The organism is Sporosarcina sp. P13 (assembly GCF_002743055.1).
Lineage (GTDB): Bacteria > Bacillota > Bacilli > Bacillales_A > Planococcaceae > Sporosarcina.
Window position 1 is genome coordinate 13,658 of record NZ_PDYM01000038.1, and the last position, 17,640, is coordinate 31,297.

A 17,640-nucleotide genomic window follows, 5' to 3' on the forward strand; every position below is an offset into this window, starting at 1 on the left:
GTAAATGTTCGAATATAGATAGGTTACATGTAAAGTCCACCGTTTACATTAATCTCCTGGCCAGTTATATAATTGGATTGGGCAAGGAATAACACGGCTTCGGCAATTTCATCCACATGACCTAAACGTTTCATTGGAACCTTTGAAATTATAGAATCCCTTATAGCATCAGGCATTTCCGCGACCATTTCTGTTTCAATAAAACCAGGGCAAATCGCATTGACTGTAATTCCATTTTTAGCTGTTTCTAAAGCAAGTGATTTTGTGAAACCAACAAGTCCGGCCTTGGAAGCAGCATAATTCGTTTGTCCAAATCCACCAGATTGTCCAATAATTGAACCGATGTTAATAATACGACCAAACTTTTGCGTTATCATTTGATTAATAACAGCAGAGGTTGTATTGAAAACACTATTTAAATTGACATTGATGACTTCATTCCATTCCTCTTGGGACATGTTTCTGAATGAACGATCCCTTGTAATCCCGGCATTATTGACAAGAATATCAATTTTTCCATAACGCTTTATGACTTCCTCCAAACAGCTATTAACCTCTTTTATTTCGGAGACGTTTACTTGAGACGCATAAGTTAAGCCGCCGTCGTTTTCAATTTCAGTCACAACATTTCCAGCACTAGTGTCATCGAATTGATAAGTGAATGCAACTTGTGCGCCATTTTTAGCTAACAACTTTGCAATCGCTGAGCCAATTCCACGTGACCCCCCCGTAACAACTGCTACTTTACCTTTGAGTGGTCCAAAAGTTTCTTCTGTAGTTTGTTTTTCAATTATATTGATAGCCATGTGTAGAGACACTTCCAGTCATCATAATATTTTTGTGATAGTTAATGAGCAATTGACGTAGATCTAAATTGAATTCGTTTGACTGTTACTTTCCCTTATTCGCTGGAACTTTCTTTTTATCGGTCATTGCCTCAATTATTTGATCTAACTTTAAATCCAAATGTGAAACACTATCTTTTAGAGCCTTAATATCTTTACTTGTTTGATTATTTACTAATTCCTCTGATATATTATCTTGTAAATCATCAACCTTTTCTTCTAGATTAATAACGAGTGTCGCAAGGCTTGCAATTTCATCACGCGTTGGTATATTAAGTTGTTTCAAATATGATTCAGTTATACCTGAAATCATTTCAGTATTTTGTAGATGGTTATTTAGTGTCTGCCCAAGTCCTTGTGAAAAAGTTTCTTTTTTCATAGATTCTTGAATAATATCGCTCCAAGTTTCCTCAGTCTTTTCGTACATATCTTTCCATATCGTAAATGGATCCATAAACTTTGTTTGTGTCATATGACTTCATCCCTTTCATGTCAGTTCAATTGTTGCGCCTATAATCTTAACGAACATTCAGTATTTTCCAAATAGGGAGACGGGCTGATTTTATTGCTATTTTCCGCGTGCGATATACAACATTCGACAATATAACGGACCGTAAGGCCTACGTGTAAAAAACAAAAAAAGTTGCCACTTGATAAACTTAACATATAGGTGTAAATTACATATATGGACTATTTATATTTAGGATAGGTGGTAAATCATGAACATCAAAAAGGAAGATACTAAAAAAGAAAAAAGTTACAATTTGGGTACGCCAAAGAACTTTTTAATTCCTTTGACCCTTTTACATTTACAGAATTTAAATGCCCATGGTTATGAGTTGATGGAAAAGCTTACTCAATTTGGTATCCAAACGATGGATCAGGGAAACTTTTATAGGGTTCTAAGACAACTTGAAAAAGATGGACTAGTCACATCCATTTGGGATACTTCATCAGGTGGGCCGGCAAAAAGGATTTATTCGATTACAGAAGGCGGGGAACAGTATTTAGAGGTATGGGCAGATTCGCTTGGTCACTATCAAAAAATGCTGAATCAGTTTTTTAACTTATATAATCCGTTCTATAATCCTTTTACAATGCCATCAAATGAAACGAAAGAAAAAAATGAGAAAGACTGAAGTTCGGATTAAATGCGGGAAATCGTATTTAATATAGTAATAATATTAACGGATATAATACCAAGGGGGAATTAATTATGACGAAGAAAAATGATGTATGTCAATCAGTAGTTAACGGGTCGGAGCTAATTTGGGATAGCTGGTTAAGTAGTTTTCAAAATCTTCAAGGGCTTCAAAATGAAATTGAAGAGAAATCTTTACAAGTATTTGAACAACAGAAAGAGTTGCTTAATTCCACACGCAACGCATTAAATGACCTAGAAGAAAAGTCGAAAAAGCTTAGCAATGAATTTAAAGGGAATTTTGCTGCTACAGAACAATCAGCACCAATTATGAACTGGGTGAATATGATTGAGGAAGCTACAAAAAATGCACAAACGTCGATTTGGAATCCAGTCCATACAATGACGGATTTATTCTCAAAATCACAAGAACAATTTGAGCAAATTACTAAAGAAGCTGTGAAGCAACAACAAAAAGGTCGTACGGAAGCACTTGAAAAGATTGAAGAAATTGTAGAACAAATGAAACAACGTCAAAAAGAAATAGTGCCGACTGCCTAAAAAGTAAAGAAAGTACTGTGTCTGGGTTTGTAGTATGAATGTGATCTAACAGAGCCAATTCGTTCAAATTTGAACGAATTGGCTCTGTTTTCTTCGAAAAAGGGTATCTGTGTGAGAAACAATCCCGAATGTTTAAACATTCATGAAAGTTTGGCACGCGGGTACCTTTCACTAAAGAAAAGGAGATAGCATATGAATCTAACTACGATATTAGATATGCATTATAAAGAATATGAGTTTCTTATTTTAGAAAATGCTAACTTTGATTACGTTACAGCAAGTATTGATGTTTTTCTACAAAAAGATGAGTGGTTACTAATTTTCCAAGTAATAGGTATCGATCAAGACGGTCCACAAACTGATGTTTATTATTATTCAACCCAATCAGACATTTCTTTTGGTATTGTAGCGTTGGATACTATTCAATTTGAAACGGAAGAAGCATTATCGAAAGAACAACTATTTAACGGCAAAATCACTATTTTAGAAAAAACCTACGAATACCATTTCGTTCCTGAACAGTATCAAACATATGATTTAGCTATTGATGATCCACTAGAATATGCAACATCACTATTACGTTTAATTAAAGAAGATCTACGACCAACTTTTTTCTTGAATGCGCATGAATTGCTAGAAACGTTTAACTTGGATTCAAAATGGATACCATTTTATAAGGCCGAAACTTGGCAGCATACAGAGGTAGAAGATTTACCACCAAGTAAAAATATATTTTTTAAATCTTTAGAAAGAGCAATAGTACATCGTGACGTCAATTTAATTGAACTAGGGAAAAGTAATATACACTGGAAAAATTGGTGTGAATATGGTTTTTCACAACAACAAAATTGGGAAATTGATGAGGAAGAATAAGAAGATTACAAAGTAAAGGATTGATTTTAACCCCGATTAATGGACACTAACCGGGGTTATCTTTAATGTTTGCACCGTCGACTACAAATTCACTGCCCGTAGCAAATAATCGCCTGGGCAGTCGCTTCCAGTTTTGTTGGATTGGGTCATGTGAAGAAAGCTAAAAAGATATTAGCTGAAACCAAAAAGGCTAAAAACTCTCATATATTGAAAATAAACAGGGTGAAAAATTAAATCGCCATTATCATAAAAGACCGTAATAGAGGAGGATAAAATGGATTGGAATATAAACCCTAAAGTCGGGGAGATATATGCAGTAAAATTACCTAATAATTACTTTGGAGCAATTAGAATATTAAGCATGGAAAATAAGATGTATCTGATTGCTACAACACCATTTTTAGAAAAAAGAAAGCCTTTAATAGATGATAGTAGGTTAGTTGAAATTTTAAAACAGTATCGTTATTTTTACAATGGGGACACTGCTTTGATGTGGTATGAAGGGAATTTCCCAACATCACTTGAGTTTGTGGGGATAGTACCATTAAATAAAAGAGAAAAGAAATTACATTGTTTATCATGTACAGAAATCCATGAAGAACTAGGATTTGAAGCGTATTATGAATGGGAGTATACATCCCAATCTACCCTTGAGTATAAACCGGAAGATATAGAAAACGGTGAAAGTAGGGAGAAAGAGAATAAAATAATATTAATGGAAGAAGATGAGTTTTAGGTACATATAAAGTTTATAAAATCAAGTAGAATTGAGGAAGCCATACGGTATTTTTCTCGAGACATATTTCTATTTGCACGTTGTGGAATTGTTATCCAGGGTAAAGAAATATATCAAAGTGTTTTGAATAATCCAAATTCCTTCACAAACGAGTGTACTTGTGAAGAATTACTTACTATATCTTCTGAAGCATACTTTTTAAAGGTAGGAAAAGAGTTAAATATAGCATTAGAATAATTTGCCCATGGATCGTAATCGTACGATGCAACCAACTGTCGAACCATTTGCGTCTTAGTGTAAGGTACCTGTGTGAGAATCAATCTAAAAGTAAAACGTAATGGCCGAGGTCATCTTTAACACTTCTATAGGGATACTGATGTCAGGAGATGATATAATAACATTTAATATTTCACTATGAGCATAATACGAAATTTGTTATATTGAAAACTTATAAATAAAGGGTGGAGTTTAATGCAATTTATGCTAGACCGTTCAATAAAAAAACCTCTGTATAGGCAACTTGCAGAACAAATAGAGAATGGGATTATATCGGGAGATTTATCTCAAGACCAGCCATTGCCATCAGAACGGGAGTTAGCAAATAAGTTACAGATAAATCGGAGTACAGTTGTGACTGCTTATGATGAGTTAGAGGCGATTGGATTAATTGTCAGAAAAAAAGGAAGCGGCACTTATATAAATACGGATATATGGGGACTAACTCATAAAAGAGTCCCCAATTGGGGTAGATATGTAGAGGATGGCTCATTTCTTCCGAATCTTCCGTTGGTACAGAAACTTCGTAATGAAACTGAGCAAAAAGGAATGATTAACCTATCAAGCGGGGAACTTGCAGCAGATTTACTACCTAATGCCCAATTCGCTAGGATTCTTAAGGAGCATGCGTTTGATGAGCATTTAGGTTACGATCATCCTTTAGGCGATGCGGGATTACGGGAGACCATTAGTAAACATGTAAAAACATATAAAAATATGGTTGTTGAGCCAGACTCCATACTGATTACATCGGGTGCTCAGCAAGCAATCCACCTAATCGTTCAATGCTTGTTAAAACCAGGGGATACAGTAGCGATTGAAGACCCATCCTACGCATTCTCTTTACCGATCTTTCAATCATTTGGCATTAGAACGCTATTACTCCCAGTTGATCAATATGGCGTAAATCCTGATGATATTGTAGCCTTACAAAGAAAATATCGAATTCGTATGCTCTTTTTAAATCCTGATTATCAAAATCCTACTGGCACAAAAATGTCTCTGGAACGCCGAAAGAGAATATTGGAATTATCATCAAAGTACGGTATTCCCATAATAGAGGATGATCCTTATAATTTGACGTCATTCGACGGGTGCATTGGACCTACGTTAAAGTCAATGGACGGTAATGAAAATGTTGTATACATTAGTTCGTTATCAAAAGTTGTTGCATCAGGACTACGCATTGGTTGGATTATTGGACCAGAAAAAGTGATTAAACGTTTGTCAGATGGCAAACAGCAATTTGACTTTGGTCATAGTGTTTTTCCTCAATGGATAGCGAATCAATTTCTAGACTCTCCTCAATTTGACAAACACGTTTCAGATTTAAGGATTCAACTGAGGGAGCGTAGGAATGCGTTAATTTTGGCATTGGACAGCTTATCTAAAAATGAGGTTACATATTTAGTGCCACAAGGCGGAATTCATTTATGGTGTAAAATAAATCACGAAATTGATGAATATAAGTTATTTGAAGAATCCATGAAAAAAGGCGTTTCATTTGTACCTGGGAGACTAATGGGGTCAAAAAATGGATACGTTCGATTTACTTATGGTAAAGGTAACGGAGCTTCGATACAAGAAGGCATTTCAAGGTTTGTCTACGCGCTAAGAAGTTATAGGGGATAATGTTTGAAAAATGTTTGAATTTTAAAGAATGCCGATATTTTTTTGGTTACCTCATTTATTCCCTAAAATTGTGTCGTCGTGTACTGTAACGTCAACAACATAATTCAGGGAAAGATTGTGAATAATCCACCCTTCGGTCAAAGGGTCTCCAGGGGAATCTAACGAATGTATTATGGAAATACGAACTTTTTCAGTGGTCTTAGACGGTTCCTGAGACACAAAAAACATGTACTTTATCGCTGGTCCCGAACCGTCCTCCGTTGTTACTGAGATATAAATATGCCTATAAGAGTCACTATAACAATAAATGGGATTGATAAAACATAAGCCCACTGCAGATTATGAAAACTTTTACCGCTCGTGTAATTTTTATTCTCAGAATTAGTAGCGGATATGGTCAAAATTAGTCCGATCGCTAAAATAATGACCACGAGAATCATTGATACAATAAGGTATACCTTCATGCCTTCCTCCTTTTTAGAAATTAATTTCTTCGTTCTATACATTATAATTCTATAGGATAAAACATTTACGAGAACCATCCAGTTAAGGACTATTTAAACCAACCACTTTTTATGTAGCGAGTATCTAAATGTAAGGTACCTGTGTGAGAAACAATCGCGAATGTTTATACATTCATGAAAGTTTGGCACACAGGTACGCTTTACTAGTTTTTTAAGCTTAAAAAGTTTAGTTGAGATATCAGGTGGGGGCTGTTAGAATATTCACACAGTATTAGTTTGTCTGCCAATCAAATTAATTGTAGTCTGTAAGCGCTTTAACTAAAAATGTAAGGGGGAACGGTAATGAAAATCAGTGCAAAGAAGTTTTTTACAGCAATTCTCGCAGTACTATTACTATTTAGTTTTACCGGGGTAAATTCCCCAGCCGATGCTGCCAGCAATGAAGAGCATTGGGCTCAGCCTATATTAGATAAGTGGGTAAAAGCGGGCTATTTAAAGGGGGATGGAGAAGGAATTCGTCCAAATGACCCTGTTACACGTGCGCAATTTATTGCATTAGTTAACCGTTCATTTGATTTAAAAGAGCAAAAGGATTTTGACTTTTCCGATGTGAAAAAGGATAGCTGGTATTATGAAGATTTAAAAAAGGCAGTTGCGAAAGGGTATATTTCGGGTTATCCAGATGGAACATTTAAACCAAATAACCAGGTAACTCGTGCGCACGCAGCCAAAATTGCAACTGTGATTTCCGGGATAACTGAAGCACCTGATTCCGCCAATCGATATGCAGATAAAGATAAGATGCCACCGTGGGCAAAAGGATTTATTGGTGGTGTTAGTGATGTCGGATATCTAGTTGGAAAACCTGGCAACTTATTCGATGCGAATGCTCCACTAACTAGAGCACAGGCTGTGGTTTTATTGGATCGTATCATTACCTATGCGGATGAGGAAAGGGACTTCGATAAAATAAAGGCATCCATAACAACACTTCCGTCAATTAAAGAGATTCCTTATGGAAAAGGCATGACTTTCCACAGTGAACCTACTGATATTAGTCATCCGTTTAATTCCATGTATAGCTCCAGGGGTGGCATAGACATTTGGAATGATTATGGCTACGAAGAGAAAGAATTTTTCCAATCGGGAAAAGCGAATGTATATGGCATCAACGAAAAAGATATTCCATATATTAAATCCTCGGATAATGAGTATACAACAAGATTACTAGTTAGATTCCCGGAAGATGCTTCTAAATTCTCTGGCAGAGTATATATTGACATACTGAATTCAACTAGTGGTGTTGACTTGGAAGGTTCTTGGGGAAGAAGTTATGATTGGTATATGAATGAGGGACATGCCTATATTGGCATAACCTCAAAAACGGATACCATTAATGCATTAAAAAGATTCGATAGTAATAGATATGAAGATTTAAATTGGCAAGTAAATGGTGTCGGTGAGGATGGTCTATTTTGGGACATGCTTTCTCAATTGGGTACGATGCTACGTACCGAACAGGCCAGTGATCTAGTAGGGGGCTTGAATCCAGAACATGTCTATTTAAATGGTCAAAGTCGATCAGGATTCTATCTGAATACGTATATCACATTATTTGATCAGTTCCTGAAAACAGCCAATAACGGAAAACCAATGTATGATGGGTATCTGAATTTAGTAGGACCTGGAACAACCAATGTACATTCGAACGGGCCCAAGCCTCATGTGACGTATTCAGAGACTAGTGTTCCTTATATGGTTGTTATGTCTGAATTTGAACATCGTTTTGGAGAAGTACCAGGTTTCCCAGAATATGAAAGAATAGCGGATGCTAATACGTCAACAAACAAGTTTAGATTTTATGAAGTTGCCGGTGCTCCACATTCAAAACCAACGGTAGCTACTATTCCCAACAGTGCTGAAGTTGCTCTTGGTAATGGTAAGGGTAGACCTGACAAAGAGTATGAACCGGGACATGTTGAAAGTGACTTAAATATTCCAATTTTCGTCAATGCTGCTCAGGAAAACATGCATAAATGGGTAACAGAAGGAATCGCTCCACCGTCCGGTCAAGAAAAGTGGTTGGAATATCATTCGACTAACACTAACGGTAGAACATTTTATACGCCCAAAAAGGACGAACATGGAAATGCGTTAGGTGGGATTCGCTCACCAATGATCGAGTATCCAATCGCAACGTACTATGCAGGCAGAAGTGGCCTTCTAGAGACGGATGGTAGTATGGTTTACTTTACTCCTAATAAAATAGCGAAATTGTATCCAAATTACGATCGATATTACAAGAAGCCATTCATTGCACATGCACAAAAACTTTTAGATGAAGGCTATATTTTAAAAGAAGGTTATGACAAGCTTGTAAACTATGCAAATGGAAAGAAAGGCTTTGATGGACCATTTGGATACTAATTTCAGGGTCAAATTCTTAAGTCAAATTAAAGAGGTACCTGTGTGAAAAAAATCATGAATGTGTAACCAAACACGAAATCCCGACACACAGGTATCTTATATTTTAGTAATCAATATAGTGAGTAGCGACATGTGAAGCATCCAATAGGGTGCTTTTTTGTTTCTATAAAAGTTTGGCACACAGGTACCTTATATTTAGAGTTGCCAGTTGTTGAAATAATGGCTTTGGGAGTGAATATGATTACTGATTATACGTACATTTGTAGCATCCAATCGGGTGCTCTTTTATTTACACATGGATAAAACGATGCGATTGGAAATATTATTAAAAGGTACCAGGCCCCAAAACGATTCAGAATTGTCTTGGGAGCTGGTATCTTTAATTAAGAACCAAACAAAAAACATGAAAAGCATCTTGAATGCGGGAAAGATGTCAAGATGTTTAGAGGCGCAATAACTTTTCCGAATAAAGAATTCTCAATTATTTACTTCGAATAGGAATTAGAACTAATGAACAAGATAGTGCATTTTTTCTTTATGTCGGCTTCGGAACATAATGTGCAACAATAACATTTAAAGGATTCTCCTCCTTCAATGTCGAATACTGGAAGGTAGAGAGGAGGATGTTTATGACACAAATTCAAATCACGGAAATAAAAACAGTTAATGGTAGGCCGTACACGCTATCAATATCTGGCTACATTGGACAAAGTGCTTTTAAAGGTTATTATGAAGGTGTAAATTTAGTAATTAATGAAACGCCTTACTTCGCTTTATCAGAAGTTCAAAGAATAACTTTTGAAGAAAAACTACAAGAGTTGATACCTTTACCTTATAACGGAAAGTATACTAAAAAGGAAGTTAGTGAAGCAATGAGAAATGGCACTTTAATGTTTGGTGTTTAAAAATTTTTTAGAACGTTCAATAGGGCGTTCTTTTTATTTTGAAATAAACTAGAGAAAAGGTTGTGAGGTGAGAAATGACTCAAACAGAGGAGGGGCTTACTATGCTTTGTAGACATGACGAGCTGATTCACCATGGTTCTTGTCCCGGCTGGAAAAGGATGAGTCAACGCAGATGGATATCAATAGTCAGATGCAGGAAATCAACAATTAAGTGACGGATATTAAATTCTAACAGATGAACCTATAACTGACTGTGATGAAGGATAGACAAGTTAAGGGAGGACGGCTTTTTGAGTGATTAGAAATACATGAAAATACCTCAATAAAACTATGCTTTATAATGTATAACTTTGAATACGCTTTCATTTCATTATTCATATTATGGTATAGTATACATAATCAGTGGTAGCTATCAAACTATGTGGGGGTAATGATATGAATCAGTTACTTAGAAAAGCTATTCTTGAGCCGAATGAATTCAATCGTTCCACTAAAACTGCCTGGAAACAATATCATGAGATAGGAACACTTACAGACGGATTAGTGAGACGGGAGATTTCAGAGTCTTGGGAGAGTTCGAAATCCATTGGTGTTAACCCATTTCAAACTTCAATTGAAGATATTTTGACACATCATGAACTGGAAAATTGTTTGCAGCAAAATGAACAGTTACTATCGTTTGCCACTCCACGCGTAGAAAGTCTTGTGGATATACTACATGAATCGGAAACGATGCTATCCTTTACAGATTCCAACGGTACGATATTACAATCATTTGGTGATCGAAAAACATTGAAACGTGCGGAAATACTCAATATTTTTACAGGCGGTACGTGGACTGAACAATCTGCTGGTACGAATGCTGTAGGTGTCGCATTAAAAACCAAAAGTCCTGCCCAAGTGCTGTTCTCTGAACACTTTTGTAAGAAAAATCATGAATGGTATTGTGCAGCCGCACCTATGATTGCGCCTTTCACAAAGGAAGTGTTAGGTGTTGTCAATATTGCAGGTTCCAATCCTCATATTCATCCACATACACTGAAATTAATTATATCGGAAGCGCAAAATTTGTCTAATACGATCATCAACCAAGTATATCACAGTATACTGCATGACCATCTTTCCCTAACAAATTCAATGGAAGATTCGCAAGATGCAGTTTTAATAATCGACAGCAAGAAAAATATAGTCCAAAGAAATGCTGTCGCAAATAACGACCCTTATATTTCCGATATCTTGCATACTAGCTCCCTAGAAGGATTAGATGAACTTGTACATTATGCGATGATCAGTGGAAAGGTCGTTATGAAAGAAGAAATACAGAATCTGCGCCTAAAACAATTGTATACATGCTCTATACAACCTGTCTCTTTTCAAAATATATATTTAGGTGCCATCATTTTTTTGAAGAAGAGTCATTCAACAACATCTACAAAAAAACAGCATGGGATAAAGACTAAAGAAGAGAAGCAAACGGATCCGTTTCAAAAGATGATCGGATCGTCTGATTCCTTTTTGTATGTTCAGAAGCAGGCGAAAAAAGCAGCCGCAATTGATGCGACTATTTTTCTTGCAGGAGAAACAGGTACTGGGAAAGAAGTATTTGCCCAAGCCATTCACCAGGCAAGCGACAGAAAAGATAAACCATTCATTGCTATTAACTGTGGTGCAGTGCCACGAAATTTGTTAGAAAGTGAACTCTCTGGATACGAAGCCGGCGCATTCACCGGTGCCCGTGCTAAAGGAAGCCCAGGGAAGTTTGAAATGGCGCAAGGTGGAACCATTTTCTTGGACGAAATTGGAGATATGCCGTTAGATCTCCAAGTCCATTTATTGCGGATTCTTGAAGAGCGCGAAGTAACCAGAATTGGAAGCTCAAAAGCTATTCCGATTGATGTGAGAATTATTGCAGCTACACATCGTGACCTAACTGAAGCTGTGTCAAATGGACTGTTTCGTGAAGACTTGCTGTATCGTTTAAAAGTTATTCAATTAACCATTCCACCGCTACGTGAGAGAGCTGAAGATATTTCAGCGTTGGCTTCTCATTTTATTGATGAATTATGTGGTGAATTTGGAAAACAGCAAATGAACATCTCTTCCGCATTCAAAACATGCCTCCTTGATTATCAATGGCCTGGTAATATCCGTGAATTAAAGAATGTTATCCAACAAGCGCTATTTAATGCAGATGGAACTATCTTAACGCCATCCCATCTGCCAGCCGAGTTGACTAGAAACACTCAATTAACGGAAAAACAACAACTTCAAGAAGCTTTACAAGCCGAAAAAGGAGTGGTCGCTCATGCGGCGAAACGTATGGGAATATCGCGCGCTACCATGTACCGCAAAATGAAACAGTATAATCTAGAAGCTCGTTAAGTCAGTCCTGAACTAAACTATGTTTAGTTCAGGGCTTTTTTTGATACACTGAGACACTTCTCTGTCTAAATGAGACACTTTATTCTAGTTAGAAAGGGAGTGGAATATTGCTAATTATGCAATTATTCTAATACATTCAAGGCTTTTCACTATACATAATTTTTTTGGCACGCTTCTTGCATTTATTATAGATGAACCTCAAGAAGATTTCACAGTGAATAGACAACTTGGGTAATTTTAGCGAAAGCAGGTGATATGAAGTTATGCAAACGTTTGATGTAACGGTAATTGGTGCGGGGCCTGGTGGTTATGTAGCTGCAATCCGCGCAGCGCAGTCAGGAAAAAAGGTAGCATTAATTGAGAGAAATAAACTGGGCGGTACTTGTCTGAATGTCGGGTGTATACCATCCAAAGCGCTTTTACAACATAGTGAAATGATTCAAACGATTAACAAAGCGAATGAGTGGGGAATTCACACAGGCGAAGTATCCATAGATTTCCCGAAATTAATGAGCCGGAAAGATCAGGTAGTGAAGACGTTAGTACAAGGTATACAGTATTTAGTGAAGAAAAATAAAATTACTTTGTTTCATGGAACTGCTTCGGTTAATCAAGAACAAATCATCACGGTAAATGAAGACCGGCTGCAAACGGAACACTTGATTCTCTCTACGGGAAGCAGACCTTTTGTCCCGCCTATCCCCGGATTGGAACAAGTGGATTATCTGACAACGGACACGTTTTTTGATCTACAGAAGTTGCCTGCTTCATTGGTGATTATAGGCGGCGGTGTTATTGCGATTGAACTTGCTTTTGCTATGGCACCGCTTGGCACAAAGGTTACTGTAATCGAAGTGGCTGACGACATTTTATTGACTGAAGATGAGGATGCTCGAAAGATCATAAGACAGCGCTTACAAGAATTGCAAGTGAATGTCTTGACCGACGCAAAGATCGACCACATCACAAAAGAACATGTCACCGTGAGAGACATGCGCTATCCATTTGATCAATTACTTGTGGCAACCGGCAGAACGCCTAACCTTGAAGCATTTACAGAACTGAAACTGGAATTAAAAGAAGGTTATGTTTCTGTCAATGAACGTTATGAAACTAGCGTCAAAAACATGTATGCAATCGGCGATGTAATTGGCGGCTATCAACTTGCTCACGCTGCCAGCGCAGAAGGTCTGACAGCTATTCAGGCCATTCTAGATGAAGACTTTCAACCATTGGATCCATCTACTATCCAGCGCTGTGTATACACGCAACCCGAAATCGCTTCGTTTGGGTTAAACGATAAAGAAGCAGTAGCAAATGGCTATCAAGTTAAAACTTCATTTTCCCCTCTTTCCGCAAACGGCAAAGCACTTGCAATGGGTGAGACGGAAGGCTTTATTAAGATCATTGCGGAAGAAACATATGGAGAAATTCTCGGAGCAGTGATCGTTGCGTCTAATGCAACAGAATTGATTCAGGAAGTAGCAGTGATGAAGCATGCAGAAGGGACGATGCACGAACTGGCAAATTTTGTACAGGCTCATCCTACGGTATCGGAAGCAATCGGTGAAAGCGCGAACGCATTTTTCGGTCGAGCGATTCATCAATAACATGTATAGAGGGAGGATTTATTATGATTAAGGAAAAAACGTTATGGATTTACCAGAAGATGAACGAAATTCGATTTTTTGAAGAGGAAGTACATCGAACATTTGGAAAAGGGCTCATTCCCGGGTTTGTCCACTTGTACGCAGGAGAAGAAGCTGTCGCTACGGGTGTCATGGCACTTCTTAACGACGAAGATTATATTACGAGTACCCATCGCGGCCACGGCCATGCGATTGCAAAAGGTTGTGACATTAAAGGTATGATGGCTGAAATTATGGGTAAACGGGATGGACTTGGCGGTGGTAAAGGTGGATCGATGCACGTTGCGGATATAGACAAAGGCATGCTTGGTGCAAATGGAATTGTAGGTGGAGGTTTTGGTATTGCAGCCGGCGCAGCATTGACTAGTAAAACACTTGGACTAGACCACGTAGCTGTTTGTTTCTTCGGTGACGGCGCATCCAATGAAGGTACATTCCATGAAGGACTCAATTTAGCATCTATTTTAGACTTGCCAGTTATTTTCGTTTGTGAAAATAATCAATTCGGTGAAGGCACACCTTTCCGTTATGCTTCTGCTTCAGAAACGGTTGCCGAAAGAGCGCCAGCGTATAATATGCCGGGTATTCGTGTTGACGGGATGGATGTGGAAGCAGTTTATGAAGCTACTAAAACGGCAATTGAACGTGCAAAAGCCGGTAAAGGTCCTACATTAATCGAATGTGATACGTATAGACATTACGGACATTTTGAAGGAGATGAACAAAAATACAAAACAGACAATGACCCAAATAAAGATCGTGATCCGATCACAGAATTCCGTGAGAAAGCGATTAAAAATCAGTGGATGACAGAAAAACAAGCCGTTGAAATTGAAGAGAATGCGAAGAAGACAATTGATGAAGCAGTTGCGTTCGCAGAGGAAAGTCCGCTTCCGGATATCTCAACTCTATATACGGATATTTTTGCATAAGAAAAGGGGGAACTTACGATGACGGAAAGAAAAGTCACATTTATGACAGCAATTAACGAGGCGATGGCGCAGTCTATGCGCAAAGATGAGACAGTGATTTTGATTGGTACAGATGTAGCAGGTGGAGCGGAAGTGGATCATTTAGTCCAAGATGACGGAAGATATGATGATGCATTCGGTGGCGTGTTTGGATTATCCAAAGGTCTAGTAACAGAATTTGGACGGGAACGCGTAATTGATACACCGATTGCAGAACACGGGTACTTCAGTGCAGCTGTCGGAGCTGCGGCAACTGGTTTGCGTCCAATTGCAGAATTAATGTTCAACGACTTTGTAGGTTTCGCACTGGATCCTATTTTGAACCAGGGAGCCAAAATGCGCTATATGTTTGGCGGGAAAGCAAAAATACCGCTTACTGTACGGACAGTTCACGGAGCTGGAGCCGGAGCGGCGGCACAACACTCCCAAACATTGTATGGTCTATTCGGGGCCATTCCGGGTGTGAAAGTCGTAGTGCCATCCAATCCATACGATGCAAAAGGTCTTATGCTGGCGGCGATTGAAGATGATAATGTAGTGGTCTTTTCAGAAGACAAGATGCTGTATGGGATGAAGGGTGATGTTCCTGAAGAATATTACACGATTGAAATTGGTAAAGCGAACGTAGTACGTGAAGGCAGTGATCTTACCATTGTCGCCATTGGAAAAATGGTTCAAGTCGCGGAAGAAGTAGCAGATCGCTTAGGCGGAGACGGGGTAAAAGTGGAGGTAATTGATTTACGCACCATCTCTCCATGGGATCAGGAAACGGTCATAGAATCAGTGAAAAAGACAGGACGTCTCATCGTAATTGATGAATCGAATCCTCATAATAACACAGCGACTGATGTGGCATCTGTTGTGGCTGATAAAGCATTTGATTATTTAGATGGACCTATTAAAACCGTATGCGCACCTAACACACCGGTACCTTTTGCGGCCAACCTAGAAAAAGCATATATTCCAGACGCCGACAAAGTATTACGTGTAGCTGAAGAACTTATCTCAGATTTAAAGATTGGAACAATCTAGGAGGTGAATACTAATGAGCGAAACAATTGTAATGCCAAAGTTAGGTATGACGATGACGGAAGGCACGATCACGGAATGGTATAAAGACGTGGGTGATTCAGTTACGAAAGGCGAACCGGTGTTGATGATTAGTTCAGAAAAACTAAATCAAGACGTGGAAGCCCCGTTTTCAGGTGTTTTACTGGAACGACTCGGTGAAGTGGAGGATGAACTGAAGGTTGGGGAAGCACTTGCAGTCATTGGAGAAGAGGGTGAAAAAGCTTCTGCAGCAAACAAACAGGATACGAATGCGGTCAGCGTAGAATTGACCGAATATGAAAAGGCTGACTCTTCAGCAGAGAAACCACCGATGAACGCAAAAAAAGAACAAGTGCCACGTGATCGTATTTTTATTACACCGCTTGCCAGACGAATGGCAAAAGATCAGGCGATTGATATTGAAACAGTGGAAGGTTCTGGCGGAAACGGCAGAATTACTAAACGCGATATCGAGCGGGTGCTGGCCAATGGTTCGTTCAAGAATACAGAGCAGCCAAAAGAATCAATTCCACAACAAACTGTTTCTAGCACATCTATCGGCGCAGGACTCTCGCCTATGAGAAAAGCCATCGCGCGCAATATGCGGGAAAGTTTAGCACAATCTGCACAACTTACGTTACATCGCAAAGTTAACGCGGATCAGCTGATCGAATTCCAACAGACTTTGCGAAATAAAATAAGTGCCAGCCATCCAGACATAAAACTAAGCTTAACTGTTTTATTGGCGCGGGCAACCGTATTGGCACTGCAAGAAGTGCAATCGATGAACTCCACATATCATGATGGGAAATTAACTGTGTATGACGAAGTTCACTTGGGAATCGCAACCTCTCTAGACGACGGCTTGCTCGTCCCTGTCATTAAAAATGCACAGCAAAAAACCATTGGGGCGCTTGCCGATGAAATGAAGGAGATTACAGAAAAAGCACGAAGCGGTGAAGCAGATTCAGCTTTACTTTCAGGTTCCACATTCACCATCACAAACTTAGGTGCAAGTGGAATCGAATATTTCACGCCAATCTTAAATCCAACGGAAACAGGCATTTTAGGTATCGGATCACTCCAAGAAGAGTTGGCACTGACGAAAGACGGAACCGTTACAACGTGCAGGAAGATACCATTTAGCATTACATTCGATCATCAAATCGTGGACGGCACTAAGGCGGCAGAGTTCTTATCTGCTTTAGCAAAGTACATCGAGTCTCCTTATCTTTTAGTTTTATAATACCGGCCGCAGGAAGAATGTCTTCCTGCGGATTTTTTTGTCTGCTTGAACGAAATAAAATTGTACTGCGGGATTAACGTTTATAGGCGACTGCGCAAGTTGATAGACATTCGGCACGAGTAAGGTACCAGGTCCCCGAACGATTCAGAAATGTTTAAGGACCTGGTACCCTTGACTTAATTTGAATGGGATTGAATTAAATAGGTTTTAATATAATAATCATAGTAAATATGGAATTTAAATAGATAGTAAGGCATTGGAATATATTTTAAATAAGGATATACCGTTTTACTCCTTTGTGGATTACTATAATCTAAAGGAGTGTTTTTTTATGTATAAAAGAACTAGTGGATCTACGTCAATATCCTGGACACAAAAAAGTTAAGTCCGTTTCAGAACGGCATCCATTCATGGAGCGTCCTGTATCCAGCGAAACCAGTCAAGTGAAAGACCGCACTTGACAGCTTTCGCTGGATACAGGA

At 38.4% G+C, this 17,640-nt stretch carries 15 protein-coding genes; 13 read left to right on the forward strand and 2 right to left on the reverse strand.

All coding sequences use genetic code 11. The annotated features are described in order from the left end of the window. Positions 1-23: 23 nt before the first annotated feature. Both fabG and CSV79_RS13850 read right to left on the reverse strand, forming a co-directional pair. Positions 24-806, reverse strand: coding sequence for a 3-oxoacyl-[acyl-carrier-protein] reductase (gene fabG, locus CSV79_RS13845; protein WP_099689654.1), 783 nt, complete (start codon positions 804-806; stop codon positions 24-26). A gap of 85 nt (positions 807-891) precedes the next feature. Next, on the reverse strand, positions 892-1,317 hold the full coding sequence (locus CSV79_RS13850; protein WP_099689655.1) for a DUF4349 domain-containing protein: 426 nt from the start codon (positions 1,315-1,317) through the stop codon (positions 892-894). Positions 1,318-1,564: 247 nt separating this feature from the next. Between CSV79_RS13850 and phaQ the strand changes: the two genes are divergently transcribed. The 13 genes from phaQ to CSV79_RS13920 all read left to right on the forward strand — a co-directional run bounded on the left by phaQ (position 1,565) and on the right by CSV79_RS13920 (position 17,158). Then, a complete protein-coding gene (gene phaQ, locus CSV79_RS13855; protein WP_099689656.1) occupies positions 1,565-1,984 on the forward strand; it encodes a poly-beta-hydroxybutyrate-responsive repressor in 420 nt (139 codons plus the stop codon). A gap of 77 nt (positions 1,985-2,061) precedes the next feature. Next, on the forward strand, positions 2,062-2,547 hold the full coding sequence (locus CSV79_RS13860) for a hypothetical protein (protein ID WP_099689657.1): 486 nt from the start codon (positions 2,062-2,064) through the stop codon (positions 2,545-2,547). A 192-nt stretch (positions 2,548-2,739) separates the two neighbouring features. After that, complete coding sequence (locus CSV79_RS13865) at positions 2,740-3,420, forward strand: DUF7003 family protein (protein WP_099689658.1); 681 nt, start codon at positions 2,740-2,742, stop codon at positions 3,418-3,420. A 274-nt stretch (positions 3,421-3,694) separates the two neighbouring features. Then, positions 3,695-4,156, forward strand: coding sequence for a hypothetical protein (locus CSV79_RS13870; RefSeq protein ID WP_099689659.1), 462 nt, complete (start codon positions 3,695-3,697; stop codon positions 4,154-4,156). Between the two features lie 42 nt (positions 4,157-4,198). Further along, positions 4,199-4,393: a DUF4240 domain-containing protein gene (locus tag CSV79_RS17470; protein WP_369824989.1), complete on the forward strand. Its 195-nt coding sequence runs from the start codon at positions 4,199-4,201 to the stop codon at positions 4,391-4,393. Between the two features lie 234 nt (positions 4,394-4,627). After that, on the forward strand, positions 4,628-6,064 hold the full coding sequence (pdxR, locus tag CSV79_RS13880) for a MocR-like pyridoxine biosynthesis transcription factor PdxR (protein WP_099689661.1): 1,437 nt from the start codon (positions 4,628-4,630) through the stop codon (positions 6,062-6,064). A gap of 806 nt (positions 6,065-6,870) precedes the next feature. Then, a complete protein-coding gene (locus CSV79_RS13890; RefSeq protein WP_099689663.1) occupies positions 6,871-8,955 on the forward strand; it encodes an alpha/beta hydrolase domain-containing protein in 2,085 nt (694 codons plus the stop codon). 629 nt (positions 8,956-9,584) lie between these two features. Then, complete coding sequence (locus tag CSV79_RS13895) at positions 9,585-9,860, forward strand: hypothetical protein (RefSeq protein ID WP_099689664.1); 276 nt, start codon at positions 9,585-9,587, stop codon at positions 9,858-9,860. Between the two features lie 435 nt (positions 9,861-10,295). Beyond that, on the forward strand, positions 10,296-12,242 hold the full coding sequence (locus tag CSV79_RS13900; RefSeq protein WP_099689665.1) for a sigma-54-dependent Fis family transcriptional regulator: 1,947 nt from the start codon (positions 10,296-10,298) through the stop codon (positions 12,240-12,242). Between the two features lie 263 nt (positions 12,243-12,505). Continuing rightward, positions 12,506-13,852 carry a dihydrolipoyl dehydrogenase gene (gene lpdA, locus CSV79_RS13905; RefSeq protein WP_099689666.1) on the forward strand — a complete coding sequence of 449 codons (1,347 nt, stop codon included), beginning with the start codon at positions 12,506-12,508 and terminating at the stop codon, positions 13,850-13,852. A gap of 23 nt (positions 13,853-13,875) precedes the next feature. Continuing rightward, positions 13,876-14,823 (forward strand): thiamine pyrophosphate-dependent dehydrogenase E1 component subunit alpha, encoded by a 948-nt coding sequence (locus CSV79_RS13910; protein ID WP_099689667.1) that lies wholly within the window; start codon positions 13,876-13,878, stop codon positions 14,821-14,823. Between the two features lie 18 nt (positions 14,824-14,841). Next, entirely contained in the window at positions 14,842-15,894 is a 1,053-nt protein-coding gene (locus tag CSV79_RS13915; protein ID WP_099689668.1) for an alpha-ketoacid dehydrogenase subunit beta, read from the forward strand. A gap of 13 nt (positions 15,895-15,907) precedes the next feature. Continuing rightward, on the forward strand, positions 15,908-17,158 hold the full coding sequence (locus CSV79_RS13920) for a dihydrolipoamide acetyltransferase family protein (protein WP_099689669.1): 1,251 nt from the start codon (positions 15,908-15,910) through the stop codon (positions 17,156-17,158). The last annotated feature ends 482 nt before the right edge of the window (positions 17,159-17,640 follow it).